The 16659-nt window shown below is 68.2% G+C and carries 13 protein-coding genes and 1 tRNA gene; 2 read left to right on the top strand and 12 right to left on the bottom strand.

Going from position 1 to position 16659, the window contains the following annotated elements:
* Positions 1 to 28: 28 nt before the first annotated feature.
* The 7 genes from QFZ83_RS07770 to QFZ83_RS07740 form a co-directional block, all read right to left on the bottom strand.
* On the bottom strand, positions 29 to 1195 hold the full coding sequence (locus QFZ83_RS07770) for an alanine racemase (RefSeq protein ID WP_307504612.1): 1167 nt from the start codon (positions 1193 to 1195) through the stop codon (positions 29 to 31).
* Positions 1192 to 3558 carry an alpha/beta fold hydrolase gene (locus tag QFZ83_RS07765; protein WP_307504608.1) on the bottom strand — a complete coding sequence of 789 codons (2367 nt, stop codon included), beginning with the start codon at positions 3556 to 3558 and terminating at the stop codon, positions 1192 to 1194. Before QFZ83_RS07765 ends, QFZ83_RS07770 begins: the two co-directional genes overlap by 4 nt.
* A complete protein-coding gene (locus QFZ83_RS07760) occupies positions 3555 to 5180 on the bottom strand; it encodes a serine hydrolase (RefSeq protein ID WP_307504605.1) in 1626 nt (541 codons plus the stop codon). The genes QFZ83_RS07765 and QFZ83_RS07760 overlap by 4 nt, the downstream gene beginning before the upstream one ends.
* Positions 5181 to 5270: 90 nt before the next feature.
* Complete coding sequence (locus QFZ83_RS07755; protein WP_307504602.1) at positions 5271 to 6656, bottom strand: MFS transporter; 1386 nt, start codon at positions 6654 to 6656, stop codon at positions 5271 to 5273.
* Between the two features lies 1 nt (position 6657).
* Positions 6658 to 9174, bottom strand: a complete 2517-nt coding sequence (locus QFZ83_RS07750; RefSeq protein ID WP_307504598.1) for a TonB-dependent receptor — start codon at positions 9172 to 9174, stop codon at positions 6658 to 6660.
* A 75-nt stretch (positions 9175 to 9249) separates the two neighbouring features.
* A complete protein-coding gene (locus QFZ83_RS07745; protein WP_307504595.1) occupies positions 9250 to 10251 on the bottom strand; it encodes a FecR domain-containing protein in 1002 nt (333 codons plus the stop codon).
* Entirely contained in the window at positions 10248 to 10820 is a 573-nt protein-coding gene (locus QFZ83_RS07740) for an RNA polymerase sigma factor (RefSeq protein ID WP_307504592.1), read from the bottom strand. The genes QFZ83_RS07745 and QFZ83_RS07740 overlap by 4 nt, the downstream gene beginning before the upstream one ends.
* Before the next feature lie 322 nt (positions 10821 to 11142).
* Here QFZ83_RS07740 and QFZ83_RS07735 point away from each other — a divergent pair, with 322 nt between their 5' ends.
* Both QFZ83_RS07735 and QFZ83_RS07730 read left to right on the top strand, forming a co-directional pair.
* Positions 11143 to 11499: an STN domain-containing protein gene (locus QFZ83_RS07735; RefSeq protein WP_307504589.1), complete on the top strand. Its 357-nt coding sequence runs from the start codon at positions 11143 to 11145 to the stop codon at positions 11497 to 11499.
* Between the two features lie 135 nt (positions 11500 to 11634).
* Positions 11635 to 11853, top strand: coding sequence for a hypothetical protein (locus QFZ83_RS07730; protein WP_307504585.1), 219 nt, complete (start codon positions 11635 to 11637; stop codon positions 11851 to 11853).
* 171 nt (positions 11854 to 12024) lie between these two features.
* Here the strand turns inward: QFZ83_RS07730 and QFZ83_RS07725 are convergent.
* The 5 genes from QFZ83_RS07725 to pheS all read right to left on the bottom strand — a co-directional run bounded on the left by QFZ83_RS07725 (position 12025) and on the right by pheS (position 16580).
* Positions 12025 to 12101: transfer RNA gene (locus QFZ83_RS07725), tRNA-Pro, on the bottom strand.
* A gap of 26 nt (positions 12102 to 12127) precedes the next feature.
* Entirely contained in the window at positions 12128 to 12586 is a 459-nt protein-coding gene (locus QFZ83_RS07720; protein ID WP_013542332.1) for a MerR family transcriptional regulator, read from the bottom strand.
* Positions 12587 to 12650: 64 nt separating this feature from the next.
* The gene (locus QFZ83_RS07715) at positions 12651 to 13022 is read right to left on the bottom strand and encodes an integration host factor subunit alpha (RefSeq protein ID WP_013542333.1); all 372 of its coding nucleotides are present in this window, start codon (positions 13020 to 13022) and stop codon (positions 12651 to 12653) included.
* A gap of 2 nt (positions 13023 to 13024) precedes the next feature.
* Positions 13025 to 15466 carry a phenylalanine--tRNA ligase subunit beta gene (gene pheT / locus QFZ83_RS07710; RefSeq protein WP_307504582.1) on the bottom strand — a complete coding sequence of 814 codons (2442 nt, stop codon included), beginning with the start codon at positions 15464 to 15466 and terminating at the stop codon, positions 13025 to 13027.
* Positions 15467 to 15503: 37 nt separating this feature from the next.
* Positions 15504 to 16580 (bottom strand): phenylalanine--tRNA ligase subunit alpha, encoded by a 1077-nt coding sequence (gene pheS, locus QFZ83_RS07705; RefSeq protein WP_307504579.1) that lies wholly within the window; start codon positions 16578 to 16580, stop codon positions 15504 to 15506.
* Between the last annotated feature and the right edge of the window lie 79 nt (positions 16581 to 16659).

Here is a 16659-nt window from a genome sequence, read left to right as displayed (position 1 = left end):
TTGTCTTCTCCAGAAAAATAGATTCGCTTCAGGCACCGGCTTGCCAGCCGCGCGCCTTGTCCCAGACCGCCTGCACGCCGCTGCCGGCGCCTTCGACCACGTGGTAGCGGTCGTAGGGCGCGGCGGTCATGCAGGCGTGGTGCGGCAGCACGCGCACGCGGCTGCCCACCGGCAACGCGCGGAACATGGCTTGCACGCCGTCGTCGTCGCCGTCGCAAGAGATCAGCCCGTGCTCCTGGTGCAGCTCGGCCACGCACAGGCCGGGGAGCGGCACGGTGCCCCCGGCATGGCACACGAGGCCGAAGCCCAGGCCGCCGCGGAACTCGGCCGCCGACTGGTCCTTCGACAGCGCGAGCGCGCCGGCGTCGATGAGCACGCGGCGCGAACGCGGGTTGTGGCCGATCACGGTGGCCAGCACCGACAGCGCGATGTCTTCGACGCCGCAGATGCCGCGCGCCGCCTGGTCCAGGTCGAAGAAGGTGTAGACGCCGGGGCGCATCTCGGTGACGCCTTCGAGCGTCTGTGCGCACACGGCCGTGGGCGTGGAACCCACGCTCACCACATCGACCGGCATGCCCGCCGCGCGCAGCCGCCCGGCCGCTTGCACGGCGCCGGCGCGCTCGGCCTCGGCGACGGCGCGGATCGCCGTGCCGCCCTGCACGTGGTAGCTGTGGCCCGCATGCGTGAGCACGCCGGCCAGCGACAAGGATTCACTGCGCTGCACTTCGTGCGCGAGCGACAGCAGCTCATCGTCGTTCGGGTCGACGCCGCCGCGGCCGCCGCCCGTGTCGATTTCGAGGAGCAGGCGGAACGTGGCGCCCAGCACCCGCGCGCGTGAGTCGGCGGCCTGCACGGCGTCGATGCGATCGGCCAGCAGGGTCACGCGTGCACCGCTCGCGCGCTGGATGCCGTGCAGCGCCTCGATCTTGTTCGCGTCGATGCCCACGGCGTAGGTCAGGTCCGTGAAGCCGCGGCGCGCGAAGTAGGCGGCCTCGGCCACGGTCGACACGGTGAGCCCGCCGCCCTGCCCTCGCGTGGCCCGCCGCGCCACCTCGGCCGACTTGGCGGTCTTCAGGTGCGGACGCAGCGCCACGCCATGGCGCGCCGCGCGCTGCGCCATCGCCTCGCAGTTGCGTTCGAGCACGCCAACATCGAGCAGCAGCGCGGGCGTGATGAGTTCGGCCAGCGGCGTCATCGGCCGGTTCCGGACACGACCTGCGCCATCACGCCGTCGATTTCTTCAGCCACGCGCTGCACCAGCGGCGGCAGCAGCACCAGCGTCATGTGCGCGGCGCCTTCGATGCACGCGAGGCGGCGCTGCGTCGACAGGGCCGCATTCGATTCCTGGAACTCGGGCCAGCGCTGCTGCACCGCGGCGATCGCTGGGTCGGCGCCGGCCGGCAATGGCTGTTGCTTGGCCCACAGCACGGCGAGCGGACGCGAACCGAAATCGGGCGAGGCAGCGGCCTGACGCGCGACGTGCGGCAGGCCGCGCACTTCGGTCAGCATCGTGTCGAGCGCTTCGGGCGTGTAGGTAGCTTTCATCTGGCGCAGCACCTGCGGCATGTCGGCGAACAAGGCCTCGATGGGTGCCTGCTCCGGCGGCGGCGGGCCGCCGGCCTGGAAATTCGCACGCTTCTCGCGCTCGGCCGCGAACTGCGATTCGGGCGGGTGCTCGTACATCGCGAACTGCTCGGGATGGCTCGCATCGAGCATCACGACGCCGGCCACCTGCTGTGGATACAGGCCCGCATAGACCCGGTTCAGCAGGCCGCCCAGCGAATGGCCGACCAGCACGATCGGGCCCGTCACCCCAGCCGCTGCGAGCAGCGCATGCAGGCGGTGCGCGGTGCGCTCGCCATCGAAGGGTGCATCGTCGGCCTCGCTCCAGCCCATACCGGCGCGGTCGTAGCTGATCACCGGGTGCTTCGCGGCCAGCGCCTGCTGCAGCCTCGCGTAGGTCGTCGAGGCACAGCCGCCGCCGGCTTCGATCACGATCGTGGGCTGCGCCGCACTGGCTGGCGCGGGGCCGCTGCGCTGCAGGTGCATCGCACGGCCGTCGATGGTGTAGAGCTCGCCGGGCGCGGCCATGTGATGCGGGCGGCCGGGTTGCTCCACGCGCGGCCAGTAGTCGAGGTCGCGCACGCGGTATGGCAGGTTGGCGAAGTCGGTGCTCAGCGAGGCCGGCGTCGACACGTACAGCACCGACTTGGCGATCGGTCCGAACTCCGCATGGAAGTGCTGCGCCGACTTCACGATGACCAGCTTCTTGGCCGCCAGGTCGATGCCCAGGCCCGTGAAGAGATCGGCGCCGATGACCTGGTTGCGCTTGCTGATGAGCACGATGTCCACGCCGTCGGCCGCCTGCACCCACACGCACGGCCCCATGGGCGTGCGCACGCCCGAGAGGCCGCCCTGCGAATGCGCCTCCACCACGTTCATCACGGTCACGTGCAGGTCGATCGGGTCGCCCGAAGCCGGGCCGCACTTGCCGCCCAGGCGCAGCTCGAAGCTCGCGCCCACGCCGGCGTCGCGGCACAGTTGCACCGCACCCAGGTCCCACACGCCGCCGAAGGCCACGTCGCCGATGCCGCGCTCGACCACGGCGCGCAGCATGAAGGTGCTGTCGCTGGTGGCGCCGCCGCCGGGGTTGTCGGCGGTGTCGGCGATGACCACGGGGCCGTCCGGCACGGCCATGGCGCGGGCGAGCGTTTCTTCGATCGAGAGCGAGGGCACGCCGGTCTCGTGGCGCAGGTCCCAGAAGGCGCGGCCCAGTTCTTCGGCGAGCCTGGCGGCGAGCGCCGGGTCGTTGTCGGTCACGACCCACATCTTGGCGCCCGACTCGGGCACGTCGGCCCACGGGAAGCCATGGCCGAGCGACACCGAGAGCACGCCCGGCAGTTGCTCGGCGGCCTGCATGCGGCGCACGAAGCCGGCCATCGGTTCTCGCGTGGTGTGCCACTTGCCGACCATGCGGCAGTCGTGCACGGCCGTCACGGGCCGCACGCGGCCCTCCGCGGTGTCGACGACGATGCGGACCAGTTCGCGGAGGCGATCGAACGCATCGGTGTGCGGATATTCCTTGTAGCAAATGATCGTGTCCGCCGCATTGAGCATCTTCTGCGTGAAGTGGCAGTGCAGGTCGAGCGACACGCCGATGGGCACGTTCGGCCCGACGATGTCGCGCACGCGCGAGATCACGTCGCCTTCGCAGTCGTCGTAGCCGTCGGCCACCATCGCGCCGTGCAGCACGAGGATCACGCCGTCGACCGGTCCGGCCTTGCGCAGGTCGTCCAGGATCTCGTCGCGCAGGCGTTCGTACACGCTGCGCACGGTGCGCCCGAGCGGCTGCGCGAAGGCCAGCAGGCTCTCGACCGTTTCGTGGCCTTCGGCGGCCAGTTGTCTCCGCACCTCGACCGCGTACATGCCGTAGCCCGCCGCGTCACGGGTGCTCGCGTCGCCGCGAAAGATGCCGTATTCCTCGTAGCTGCCCAGGCCGGTGGGGGCCGAGACGAAGGTGTTGGTCTCGGTGGCGAACAGGGTGGTGAAGAACTTCATGCGCGGCGCTCCTGGCGGGCGAGGTGGATGTTTCGGGTGCGCATCGTGTCCAGCCGCAGTCCCACGACCCGGCCGGCCTTGCGCTCCACGTTGAGAATCGATTTGCCCAGTTGCGCCAGCACCGGATCGGCCGAGGCGAGCACCATCACATCGGCCGACAGCGGCGTCAGCGCGCACACATGCTGGCCGTGGCGGCCCTGCACCGTGAGCAGCAACCTGCCGTCGACCAGCGCCATCTGCGCGGTGGCGTCGAGGTCGGGGCTGGTGTAGTCGCCGCACAGCTGGTCGGCCAGCGACACGGCATCGGGTGCGCTCTCGGGCAGGCGCTCGAAGCGGCGCGGCTGGCCGCCTTCGTGCAGCACCAGCGCGTCGGGTGCGCGTTGCGGATCGATGTCGCCCGCGTCGATCACGAGGTCGTTCACCGGAATGTCCTGCAGACCCAGCCAGAGCTTGCCTTCGCCCTGGTGCATCGCGTGCGCGCCGCCGGCCTGCCACGACATGCCCAGCTTGCCGCCGACATCCGCAAAGCCCAGCACGCTGCCCGTGGACGCCGCGTGGTAGCGCTGGCCGACCAGCGCGGGAAAGTCGCTGGCCAGCGGCCGCACTTCCGGCGGCGCGAGCGCGTCACCCAGCAGCAGCTCGACCACCTTCAGGACCAGCGAGGCCGGCGACACCGGCGCGCCGTTCACCATGGCGATGACGTCCAGCCCATGGCTGGGCACGCTGAGCATCTGCGACTGCGCGCCGAGCACCGCGCCCGCGTGGTGGACGATCTCGACGCCGCGGTACAGGTGGCGCGCGAGGCCGAAGCCGTAGGTCACCTTCGCGCCCGACGACAGCGTGGTGGGTTCGGACAGCAGGGCCCAGCTCTTCGCGCTGCCCACGATCTTTTCGCTGCCGTGCATGTGCGCGAGCCAGCGCAGCATGTCGTCCACCGTCGACACCAGCGAGCCACCGCCGTCGAGTTCGCACGGGTACACGCCGCGGCGCCAGCCGCCGCCGGGCGCGGGCATGTAGAGGCCGGCCATGTGCGGCACCACGTCGAGGTCGGTCTGCACCGACGACGTGTCGGCCATGCCCAGCGGGCCGAACAGGCGCGCCTTCAAGAAATCGTTGAAGCTCTGGCCGCTCACGCGCTCGACGATCTTCGCCAGCAGGAAGTAGCCACCGTTGCTGTAGACCATGTGCGTGCCGGGCTCGAAGTTCAGCTCGCTCTGGCGCGCCATCGCGGGCAGGCCCGGGCCGGGCAAGGTGAACGTGAGGCCGTGCGCAATCGCCCACAGCTCGTCGTGGCCGCGCCAGCCGCTGGTGTGGGTGAGCAGGTGGCGCAGCGTGGGGCCGTTGGCGCTCAGCTGCGGCAGTTCGGGCAGGTATTTCTGCACCGGGTCTTCCACGTCGAGCAGGCCGTCTTCGGCCAGCAGCAGTACGGCCATCGCAGTGAAGTGCTTGCTGGTGGAGGCGATGCGCATGCGCGAGGTCGGCGTGAGGGCCACGCCCATCTCCAGGCTGGCCATGCCGACGGCGCGGCGGTACAGCACGCGGCCATGCTTTGCGATACCCAGCACCAGGCCGGGTGCGTCGCCGCGGTTGAGGGGTGCCACCAGCGCGTCGATGGCGGCCAATGCGGAAGCGGAGTCAGGAAGGGAAGCGGAGGATTCGGGTTGTGACATGGAAGGACGACAGGCGATGAAAGATCGGGGCGGGAAGAAAGCTCAGGTCGGCTGCGCTTCGCGCATCAGGCGCACGAACGGGCCTTCGGTGGCGCGCAGCACCATGGCGCCCAGGCAGCCGCCGACCAGCGTGGTCGCGACGATGGACACGGCCAGCCCGTTGGGCATCGACTTGAGGGCGTCCGACAACATGCCGACCATCAGCGGCCCCACCACGCCGAAGGGCAGGCTGGCCAGCGTGAGCATCGCGATGGTGCGGGCGCGCAGGTGCGGCGGCGCCGCGTCCTGCAGCACGTTGGGCAGCAGCACCGCGCTGCCGATGAGCGGCACCACCAGCAGCCCCAGCAGCATGAAGTTGTGGTTGGCCGAACTCGTGAACAGCAGCAGCGTCGACATCAGCGCCGCCGAGAGGTTGCCCAGCATGATCAGGCGCAGCGCCGCGGCCGGTCCCATGCGCGGCTGCACATAGCGCATCGACAGCACGCCCAGCAGGCCGCCGGCCACCGTGCCGCACAGGAATGCCAGGCCCATGCCCTGCCCCATCTGCACCGGCGTGACGCCGTAGGTGCGCGCGGTGACGATCGGCAGCCAGGTGCCCAGCGAGCTCAGGCCCACGCTGGTGAGGCCCACGCCGGTCACCAGGCCCGCGAAGGTGCGCCAGTGCAGGCGCAGGTGTTCGCGCAGGGTCGTGGCGCCCAAGGCTTCGGCGGCCTTTGCACCGGGCTTCGCTGCCTGCGCACCGCCGCGCGGCGTGCGCCGTATCGACAGCACCAGCAGCGTCACCGGAATGCCGGCGGAGGCCAGCACGAAGAAGGTCAGGCGCCAGGCTTCGAGCTGCTGCATCGCGACGGGCAGCCACGGCCGCAGGTCGTCGGTGAGGTGCACGATGGTGCCGCCCAGCAGCGCGCCCAGCGCACTGCCGAAGATGGCCGACAGCGCGAACACCGCATTGGCCAGCACCCGCTGCGCCCGCGGGAACAGGTCGGGGATCATGCTATTGGTGATGGGCGTGAGGCCCGCCTCGCCCACGCCCAGGCCGACGGAGGCGACGAACAGCACGCCGTAGTCCATGGCCGTGCCGCGCATGGCGGTGGCGGCGCTCCACAGCACCACGCAGGCCGCGAGCACCACGCGCCGGTCGTAGCGGTCGCTGAGCCAGCCCAGCGGCAAGGTGGCGATGCCGGTGAACAGCACGATGCCCGCGCCCTGCAGCAGCCCGATCTGCGTGTCGGACAGCGACAGCGTCTGGCGGATCGGCTCCGTCAGCAGCGTGAGGATGACCTTGTCGATCGACCCCAGCACGGTGGCGATGATGAGCACCGCCAGTGCATACCAGGCGCTGGTGGGCGCCTTGCGGGTCGTTTCCAGGGCCGCAGGGGCGGCCGCATCCAGCGGCATCGGTGCCGCGAACGGTGGGAGGCCCGCCATGTCAGAACGGGACGTTGACGTTGAAGCCGATGGTGCGCGCGGGCACGAGCGCCGCGGTCACCAGGTTCGGGTTCGCGTTGAGTCCGGTTTCGATCGACACGATGCCGCGCTTGTTCGCCAGGTTGCGCACGTAGGCCGAGACGCTGAAGCGCTTGAAGTCAATGCCCGCCTGCAGGTCGACCAGCGTGTAGGCCGGCATCGCGATGCTCGGCAGGGCCGTGCTGCCGCGGTAGCCCGCGTCGCGCTTGCCGGTGTAGCGCGCGCTGATGCCGACATAGGCCGGGTGATCGGCGATGCTGAAGTTGCGCGTCACGCCCAGTGTGGTGGCGAAGCGCGGCGTGTGCGGCAGGCGCGTGCCGGCCGTGGCGCCTATGCCCTTGGCGTCCTCGGTCAGGCGCGCGTCGATGGCGGCGGCGTTGGCTGTGAAGCGCCATTCCTTGCTGGGCTTCCAGTTGAGCGTGAGTTCGCTGCCCTTGATGCGGGCCGCACCCGCGTTGGTGATGAACACGAAGCCGCCGCTGCGCGTGGGCTGCTGCACGCCGCTCCACTCGATGTCGTACAGCGCCGCTTCCAGCGACAGCGTGCGGTCGAGCAGGTCGGCCTTGTAGCCCAGCTCGTAGCTCCACAACGAGTCGGAGTTGTAGGTCGGCTGCACCACGTTGCGGTCGGTGTTGGCCTTCAACACATTGGGACCGCCGGGACGGTAGCCACTGGCCGCGCGGAAGTACACGGTGCTCGTGTCCGACAGCGTGTACTTGGCCGCGGCCAGGTAGGTGGTCGAGCTTTCCGACGAGGTGCCGGCGGCCTCTGCGCCGGCAGCACCGACCAGTTGGCCGGTCTGGCGACTGGCGTACTTCTGGTTGTTGCGCGCCAGGCGTACGCCGCCGGTGAGCGAGAACGCGGGCGTCACGTTCCAGGTGACGTCGCCATACACCGCTTCCTCGCGATAGCGCGACGACTGCGTAGACGTCAGCAGGCCGAGGCTGCTCCGGCCCCCGATCAGGTTGGCCTCCATGGCGCCGTTGTTGCTGCCGCGCTCGCGGTTCAGGTACAGGCCTGCCAGCCACTCGATGGTGGTGCCCGAGCGCGAGGTCAGACGAAATTCCTGGCTGACGCGGTGCTGCTCCACGGCGCTGTTGATCGGCACCGAGGCCACCGGCACGCGCAGCGCGCCCAGCAGCGGCCCGTACAGGCCGGTGACGTCGGCAGTGGTGTTGATCTTCACGTCCTGCGCGGAGGTGATCGAGTTCAGCCGGGCCCAACCGAAGTCGTACTCCACATCCAGCCCGAACAGCTGCGTGAGGTTGCGAACCGATTCGTTGGCCGACAGCTGGCGCGTGCGCTCCCGGCTCCAGGGGCGCAGCGTGCGCTTGTCCATCTCTTCGAAGCCCAGGCCCTTGCGGTGCACGTCCTGCACCGTGCCCGTGAGCCGTACCGTGAGTTCGCGCGTGGGCGTGAGCAGCAGCGAGACACGGCCGCCGTCGGTGTGGCCGCGGTCGATGTTGCGGCCGCGCGCGAGACCCGTGGCGTCGTAGCTGCCGCCGATCTGATCGGTGAAGGCGGCGAAGCGGATGGCCGCCACGTCTTCCTTGAGCGGCACGTTGAGCACCGCGCCGGTCGTGAAGCCGGGGCCGCCGCCCTGCGTCCACGAGGTGCCGAACTTCACCGAGCCCGCGAACTCCATGGTGTCGGGCTGGTTGGTCACGTACTTGAGCACGCCGCTCATGGCGCCGGCGCCATACAGCGTGCCCTGCGGGCCGCGCAGCACCTCGATGTGGCTGAGGTCGAGCATGCCCATGTCCAGCGGCGTGTTGCCGCCGTTCGCGCCGGCCGAGCTCAGGCCCGTGGCCACGTCGTCCACGTACACGCCCACGGTCGCGATGCCCTGCACCGGGCCCATGGTCAGTCCGCGCATGGTGAGCGTGCCGCCCACGCTGCCGGTGCTGGTGAGGTTCACGCCCGGTTGTTCGGCCACGTAGTCAGCCAGGTTCTTCGCGCCGGCGCGTTCCAGCGCCTGTGCCTTCATCACGTTGACCTGCATCGGGATCTCGCGCACCGGCTCGCGGCGGCGCGTGGCCGTGATGGTGACGCTGTCGAGCGACTGCGGTGCCTCGTCTGCCAGCGGCTTGGCAGCCGCAGCGGCGGTGTAGATCACGATGGCGCCGTCGTCACCGCGGCGCGTGCGCAGTTGCGTGCCTTCGAGCAACTGCGCCAGCGCATCCTGCGGCGACAGCGCGCCCTTCACGCCACGCGTGGCCACGCCCTTCACGTCGTCGACCTTGTAGAGCAGTTGCACGCCGCCCTGCGCGATGTAGGCATCGAGCGCGGTCTTGAGATCGCCGCCGCTCACGTCGAAGCCATGCGCCGGCATCTGCGTCTGCGCCTGCGTCTGCGCGTGTGCGGACATGCCGCTCGCCAGCACCCACGCGCCGCCGATGACCCATGGGCGCAGCGCGGCAGCCGCGTACGTTCGCTTCTTCCTGGACGGCAGACCGGTGCGGGGCGCGATGCGATTCATGGGTGTCTTCTCCAACGTGGTTATTTGTTTGGGATACCCACTGAGACGAACGCCCCGTCACATTCCGGTAATTTGTTAATTCGAAATTCTGATTTCGTTGCCGCGTTCATGCGCCGCAAGGCCGAAGCCTTGCTTCAGCAACGCCACGAAGCCGCTCATGTTGTTGGCATCGAAGCTGCCGCCGATGCGCACCTGCGCGACCACCGGATCGGCGATCACGAGCTGGCGCGTGTTGTAGCGGTTGAACTGCGCGGCCGCGTCGGCCAGCGTGGTCTGGTCGAACACCAGCTTGCCTTCGCGCCAGCTCAGTTCGTCGTCGACCTGCTTGGGCGCCTTCGACATCACCAGCACGTTGTCCGCGTGCGTGACGGCCGCCTGGTTGCGCGTGAGCACGGTGGGCTCCGCACTCTTGGCGTCCGGCTGGGCCGATGCGATCTGCACGCGCCCTTCTTCCACCGTCACGTTCACCTGCTCGCCCTGGCGCCGCACGAGAAAGCGCGTGCCCAGCACGGTGATGCGGCGGTCGCCCGCGATCACGACGAAGGGCCGCTTCTTGTCGTGGGCGATGTCGAAGTACGCCTCGCCCGCATCGAGCCAGACCTTGCGACCGCTGTCGTTCACCGCGGTGCGCACCTGCGTGGCGGTGTTCAGCGTGAGCTTCGAGCCGTCGGCCAGCGCCACCGACTGGCGCGCGCCGACGGCGGTGGCGTACTGCTGGCCCTGTTCTTCCTGCATGTACTGCCAGCCGAACCAGGCAGTGCCCGCCACGGCCACCAGCACGCCGGCGGCAATGCGTTGCAGCGAGAAGCGCGACAGGCGTGGGGCCGGGCGTGCCGCCTGCGGCTGCGGTGACGGAGCCGGCGTGGGGGTGGGAATCGGGATCGCTGGTGTGCGCAGTGCGCCCAGCCGGTCGCCGCGCTCCCAGGCGCTGGACAGCCGGAGCCACGCCACGCGGTGGGCGATCGACGCGGCGATCCAGGCGTCCAGCTGCTGCTGATCGGTGTCGGTCCATGCGCCGCTGTCGCGGCGGGCCAGCCAGTCGGCGGCCAGGGTTTCGATGCGTTGGGTTTCACTCATGTGGAGAGCCTCCGCTCGTTCTGCGCTCGCCCGAAGGCCTTGGTGTCCAGCTGCACGCCGCCCGAGAGCAGCGCGTCGGCCAGGGCGCGCACGCCGCGCGAGACCTGCCGCTCGACCGTGTCCTCGGTGATGCCCAGTTGCGTGGCGACCTCGCGCTGCGAGAGGCCGTCGATCTTGCGCATCTCCACCACGCGGCGGCACTTGGCCGGCAGCGCTTCGAGCGCCGATTGCAACAGCCGCAGCTCGCCGCGGCCGGCGGCGTGGCGTTCGGGCGTGAGCTCGTCAGCCGAGAAATCGAGCGCGTCGAGGTCGGCAATGATCTCGATGGAAACGATCTGCGCGCGCCGGGCGCGGTCGATCAAGAGGTTGCGCGCGGTGGCGAAGACGAAGGGCTTGACCTGGTCGGGCATGGATCTGGAGGCGGATTCGTAGATGCGCACGTAAACGTCCTGCCGCAGGTCCGGCACTTCAGCATCGTCGCGCCAGTTGCGGCGAAGGAAACGCGTGAGCGCGGCTTCCATCGGCAGCACTTCGCTGACGAACCAGGCGTCCAAGTCACTGAGAACCACTAAGCGCTCCTGGAAAGTGAAGGGCCGAAACGAGAGGACGGCAGCCGCCGGGATTGGCGACAGACAGTGAGACGAACGGCCCGAGGATTTCCGGTAACGCGCGAAGGCACGCCGGGTGAATTTGCCGAAATTCCTGCGAATTCCGGTGCCCGGCCATGCTTCCTGAAATTCTAGAAGGCCCGGGCGGAGGGCTTTTCCGCCTTGCCCGATACCGGAAAGTGCGTTCGAACTCGTCTTACCGGGGCAGAAGAAAAACCAATTCGCGGAAAAACAGAACGACATGATTCGAATCCGGAGGCAGCCCCCCACCCTCTTCGCCTTCTTGAAGCGCTCCCACCTGGGCTTGGCCTTCGCTGCCGCAGCCGGCCTGTTGGTGGCGGGCCCGGCTTTCGCCCATGCCATGGAGTTCGATGTGAAGGGCGGCGAGCTGCGGCCCGCGCTCGATGCCTACATCGCGCAGTCGGGCGTGCAGCTCATCTACAAGGTGCAAGACGTCAAGGACCTCTCGACCCGGGGTCTCAAGGGGAAGATCGCCGCTGACGCGGCGCTGGACCGCCTGCTCGAGGGCACCCGCCTGCGGGTGCGGCGCGGGCAGGACGGCGCGATGGTGCTCATCGCGCCCGCCCCGGCACGCGCGCCCGCGGCCGCGCGATCGGACGCGCCTGTGCGCGTCGAGTAAGACGATCGACCACAGTCGCACGCGCAGCGCCTGCAGAACGCGGCGCTGGAAGACACCGCGGTTCAGCGCCGTCCGACAAGGCGCCCGGCCGCCGGCCGCAACACTCCCGCATCCCCAAGAAAACTCGGAGGTGAGATGAATCAAAGCGCTTGCAAAAGCAGGCAGCCGTCGCAACGCCCCAGCGGCGAGTTCCTGCTCCTGATCGTGGTTGCAGTCCTGGTCACCACCATTGCGCTCCTGCACCTTGCGGTTGAGCGCGAACGTGCCGCGGGGCCGCTGGATCTGCAGCTGGTTTCCAGCATGGGGTTGGATGCGCCTGCCGCTGGTACCCGGGGCGATTCGAAGGGACAGTGAGGTGCGCAGTCCACTGCGCTGTCGCGCAGCGCGAGCGCTCAATGCCGCGATGAGCTGCCTAAGGTAATGAAAAACGAAGTCGAACTCGGCTTGAAGGAGCAACCGAGCTGAACTGGCGCATAAAAAAAAAGCCGGCTAGCAAACGCTAACCGGCTTTTTTCTTACTGTCGTTGGTCGGTGTGAAAGGATTCGAACCTTCGACCCCTTGCACCCCATGCAAGTGCGCTACCAGGCTGCGCCACACACCGAAGCCTGCAATTATAGCCGGCCGAAATCAGCGTCCGACGGTCAGGAGCTCACGAATTTCAAAAAGCTCGCGGCGAAGGTGCAACAACTGCGACAGGTCGACGGTGCGCGGCGCGGTCTGGTCGGGGCTGTCCTGCACCACGGCGGCGTCGAATTCTTCCTGGTCGATCTCGATCGCTTCCATGCCTTCGAGCGGCACCTCACCGGCCTTGCGGCGATCACGTTCGCCTTGCACAAGCTCTTGCAGCTTGTTGCGTGCGCCGCTGATCGTGAAGCCCTGGTCGTAGAGCAGGTCGCGGATGCGACGGATCATGAGCACCTCGTGGTGCTGGTAGTAGCGACGGTTGCCGCGGCGCTTCATGGGACGCAGTTGCGTGAACTCTTGTTCCCAGTAGCGCAGCACGTGCGGCTTGACGCCGCAGAGTTCGCCGACTTCACCGATGGTGAAGTAGCGTTTGACAGGAATCGGCGGGAGTGTTTTCTCCATTGAAATCAAGACGGTGCGCGGGAAACCTGAGAGATTACTCTACGCCGCCGCCGAGCACCAAGCACTATTCGGTGCCCAGGCTCCACTCGACTTCGGATGAGCCACTCTGCTCAATGCTTCCGTGAATCTGTTCCTTGAGCTTGGCGCTCGCATGGAACGTGGCGACGCGACGTTCGCCGATCGGAATGGCCTCGCCGGTGCGCGGATTGCGACCGGGCCGCGGCGCCTTCACGCGGATCTGGAAATTGCCGAAGCCCGAGATCTTCACGTCCGTGCCTTCGATCAGACTGCTCGCCACGAGCTCGAAGAACGCCTCGACCATGTCCTTGGATTCGCGCTTGTTCAAGCCGATCTGCTCGAACAGCAGGTCGGCCAGGTGCGCCTTGGTGAGCGCCGGCGTTTCGAGGGCCTCGAGCGTGAATTCGGCAGCGTTCATCTTCATCCTCTCAAGCGGCCACCGACCTTGGCGCCCAGTTGTTCGACGATGGCACGGACAGCGGGCTCGACCTGCTCGTCCGTGAGGGTCGCGCTGTCGCTCTGGAAGCTCAGGCGCACCGCCATGCTCTTCTCGCCCTGCGCCAGCGCGCTGGGTGCTGCAACGGCTCCGCCCTGCAGTGGCTGCGGACGGTAGATGTCGAACAGCGTCGCATCGCGCAGCAGGCCCTGTGCGGCCGTGGTGGTGCGGATCGCGTGCATCAACGCATCGTGCGTGACGGCCTCGGCGACCACGACCGCGATGTCGCGCTCGACGGCCTGGTGCTTGGGCACCGGCTGCGCCACCGGCACGGGGCGCGCAGTGACGGCATCGAGGTCAAGTTCGAAGAGCACGGGTGCTTGTGCAAAGTCCCACTTCTGGCGCCAGCGCGGATGCAGTTCGCCGACGAAGCCGATGGCCTTGCCGTCGATCGACACACGGGCCGAACGACCGGGGTGGAGCGCGGGATGCTCTGCCGGCTCGAAGCTCGGCACCAGCGGCGCGAGCAGTGCTTCGACGTCGCCCTTGACGTCGTAGAAGTCGATGCGCTGCGGCTTGCCGTCCCAGCGCGCTTCGTCGGCGTCGCCCCATGCAAGTCCTGCCACGCGCATCGGCTGGTTCACGCCGCGCACGGTGCTGTCGGTCGTGACGACGCTGTCGTCGCGCATGAACACGCGGCCCAGTTCGAAAACGCGCACGCGCGGTGCCTTGCGGTCGAGATTGAACTTCAGCACCTGCAGCAGCGAACCCATCAGCGAGGAGCGCATCACGCTCATCTGGCTGGCGATGGGGTTCAACAGCTTGACCAGGTTGGCATTGCCGGCGAGATCTTGCTCCCAATGCGCTTCGACGAAGCTGAAGTTGATGGTTTCCTGGTAGCCCAGTGCCGCGATGCTGCGGCGCACGCCAAAGCGGCTGCGCTGCGCTTCGGGCCGCACGCGGGCGGTGATGGGTGCGAGCGGTGCGGTGGTCGGCAGGTTGTTGAAGCCGATCAGGCGCGCGACTTCTTCGATCAGGTCTTCCTCGATCAGCAGGTCGAAGCGGTGCGGCGGCGGGGTCACGGTCAACGTGCCTTCGCCTTCCGTGATGGCGAAGCCGAGGCGATTCAGCGCATCGGCGCATTGCGCCTGCGTGAGCGGCATGCCGATCACGCGCGCGGCGCGCGCCACGCGCAGCGTGACGGGCACAGCGGCGGGCACGTTCAGCGTCTGGTCGTCCATCTTGCCGGCTTCGCCGCCGCAGATCTCGATGATCAGTTGCGTGATGCGCTCGATGATTTCGACGCTGCGGCTCGGATCGACACCGCGCTCGTAGCGATGACCCGCATCGGTCGAGAAGTTGAAGCGGCGCGAACGGCCCTGCACAGCCTCTGGCCACCAGAACGCGGCCTCGACGTAGATGTTGCGCGTGTCGTCCGAGACCGAGGTCGCATCGCCGCCCATGATGCCGGCGAGCGATTCGACCTCGCGGTCGTCGGCGATCACGCCGACCTTGTCGTCGACGGTGATCGTCGTGCCGTTCAGCAGCTTGAGCTGTTCGCCCGCCTTGCCCCAGCGCACCGTGAGGCCGCCGTGGATCTTGTCGAGGTCGAAGATGTGGCTCGGTTGGCCGTACTCGAACATCACGTAGTTCGAGATGTCGACCAGCGGCGTCACGCTGCGCTGACCGCAGCGTGCGAGGCGCTCGACCATCCAGGCGGGCGTGGCGACGGTGGTGTTCACGCCGCGCACGATGCGGCCGGAGAAGCGGCCGCAGAGTTCGGGCGCTTCAACCTTGACCGGCAGCACGTCGTTGAACGAAGTGGCCACGGGCGCGATCGCCGGCGTCTTGAGCGGTGCGCCGGTGAGCGCTGCGAGTTCGCGCGCGACACCGTAGACGCTGAGGCCATGCGCGAGATTGGGCGTGAGCTTGAGGGTCAGCAGCGCGTCGTCGAGCTTGAGCACGTCGCGCACGTCGGCGCCGATGGGCGCATCGGCGTCGAGCTCGAGCAGGCCTCCGTGGTCTTCGCTCAGCTTCAGTTCGCGCGCCGAGCACAGCATGCCCTGGCTCTCGACGCCGCGCAGCTTGCCCAGCTTGATGAGGAACGGCTTGCCGTCTTCACCCGGCGGCAGTTCGGCGCCGACGAGCGCGCAAGGCACCTTGATGCCGACGCGCGCATTGGGTGCGCCGCACACGATATTGAGCAAGGCGCCCTGCCCCACGTCGACCTGGCACACGCGCAGGCGATCGGCATTCGGGTGCTGCTCGGCTTCCTTGATTTCGCCGACCACGATGCGCGTGAAAGGCGGCGCCACCGGTCGGCGCTCTTCGACCTCGAAGCCGCCCATGGTGAGCGTTTCAGCCAACGTGGCGCTGTCGAGGGGCGGGTTGCAGAACTCGCGCAGCCAGGATTCCGGGAATTGCATCTCTTCGATCTCGATCTGATTTTCTGGGGATGGGTGCTTACTGGAACTGCGAGAGAAAACGCAGGTCGCCGTCGAAGAAGAGGCGCAGGTCGTTCACGCCGTAGCGCAGCATCGTGAGCCGGTCGGGCCCCATGCCGAAGGCGAAGCCGATGTAGCGCTCGGGGTCGAGCCCCATGTTGCGCACCACGTTCGGATGCACCTGGCCGGAGCCCGACACCTCGAGCCAGCGGCCGGCCAGCGGTCCGCTTGCGAACTGGATGTCGATTTCTGCACTGGGCTCGGTGAACGGAAAGAAGCTCGGGCGAAAGCGCAGCACGAGGTCATCGCGCTCGAAGAAGGTGCGGCAGAAGTCGGTGAAGATGACCTTCAAGTCCTTGAAGCTCACGTTCTCGCCGAGCCAGAGACCTTCGCACTGGTGGAACATGGGCGAGTGGGTGGCATCGCTGTCGACGCGGTAGGTGCGGCCGGGGGCGATCACGCGGATCTCGGGCGCTTTCACGGTGCCGGTGGTGTCGGCTGCGGCCGCGGCGAATTCGGCCGCGTACTTCTTGATGTGCTGATGCGCATAGCGCACCTGCATCGGGCTGGTGTGCGGACGCAGGTTGTAGGGGATGCCGTCGTCGCCGTTGAGGTCGACGTAGAAGGTGTCCTGCATCGAGCGCGCAGGATGGTTCGGCGGGTTGTTGAGCGAGGTGAAGCTGTGCCAGTCGCTCTCGATCTCCGGACCGTCAGCCACGTCGAAGCCCATGCTCGAGAAGATTTCCTCGATGCGCTCCAGGGTGCGGCTCACGGGGTGCAGGCCGCCGGGGATGCGGCGGCGGCCGGGCAGGCTCACGTCGAGCGCTTCGGCACGCAATTGCAGGGAGAGTTCTTCGTCGGCCAGTTGCTGGCGGCGGTCGGTCAGCGCGGCCTCGATGGCCTGCTTGGCGACGTTGATCGCTGCGCCGCGGGACTTCTTCTCTTCGACACTCAGCGCGGCCATGCCCTTCATCAGCTCGGTGATGCGGCCCGATTTGCCGAGGAACTGGGCCTTGGCGTTTTCGAGCTCGGCGGGCGTTTTCGCTTCGGCGAAGGCGGCGCGGGCGGTGGCTGCAAGGGAGTCCAACTCGTTCATGGCAACAAAAAATCTTCGAGGGGAAATAAAAAAGAGCTGGAGCCTTTTCAAGCGCCAGCCCTTGAGCCGTGGGCGCAGG

Source organism: Variovorax sp. W1I1, from assembly GCF_030815625.1.
Lineage (GTDB): Bacteria > Pseudomonadota > Gammaproteobacteria > Burkholderiales > Burkholderiaceae_C > Variovorax > Variovorax paradoxus_C.
Note: the sequence above shows the minus strand (reverse complement) of the source record. Positions and strands in the feature narration are given on the sequence as shown.

Excerpts from the sequence above, each read along its gene's own strand:
- QFZ83_RS07770 (WP_307504612.1), bottom strand. The coding sequence starts at position 1,195 with ATGACGCCGCTGGCCGAACTCATCACGCCCGCGCTGCTGCTCGATGTT.
- QFZ83_RS07765 (WP_307504608.1), bottom strand. The coding sequence starts at position 3,558 with ATGAAGTTCTTCACCACCCTGTTCGCCACCGAGACCAACACCTTCGTC.
- QFZ83_RS07755 (WP_307504602.1), bottom strand. The coding sequence starts at position 6,656 with ATGGCGGGCCTCCCACCGTTCGCGGCACCGATGCCGCTGGATGCGGCC.
- QFZ83_RS07750 (WP_307504598.1), bottom strand. The coding sequence starts at position 9,174 with ATGAATCGCATCGCGCCCCGCACCGGTCTGCCGTCCAGGAAGAAGCGA.
- QFZ83_RS07745 (WP_307504595.1), bottom strand. The coding sequence starts at position 10,251 with ATGAGTGAAACCCAACGCATCGAAACCCTGGCCGCCGACTGGCTGGCC.
- QFZ83_RS07730 (WP_307504585.1), top strand. The coding sequence starts at position 11,635 with ATGAATCAAAGCGCTTGCAAAAGCAGGCAGCCGTCGCAACGCCCCAGC.
- QFZ83_RS07720 (WP_013542332.1), bottom strand. The coding sequence starts at position 12,586 with ATGGAGAAAACACTCCCGCCGATTCCTGTCAAACGCTACTTCACCATC.
- QFZ83_RS07715 (WP_013542333.1), bottom strand. The coding sequence starts at position 13,022 with ATGAACGCTGCCGAATTCACGCTCGAGGCCCTCGAAACGCCGGCGCTC.
- pheT (WP_307504582.1), bottom strand. The coding sequence starts at position 15,466 with ATGCAATTCCCGGAATCCTGGCTGCGCGAGTTCTGCAACCCGCCCCTC.
- pheS (WP_307504579.1), bottom strand. The coding sequence starts at position 16,580 with ATGAACGAGTTGGACTCCCTTGCAGCCACCGCCCGCGCCGCCTTCGCC.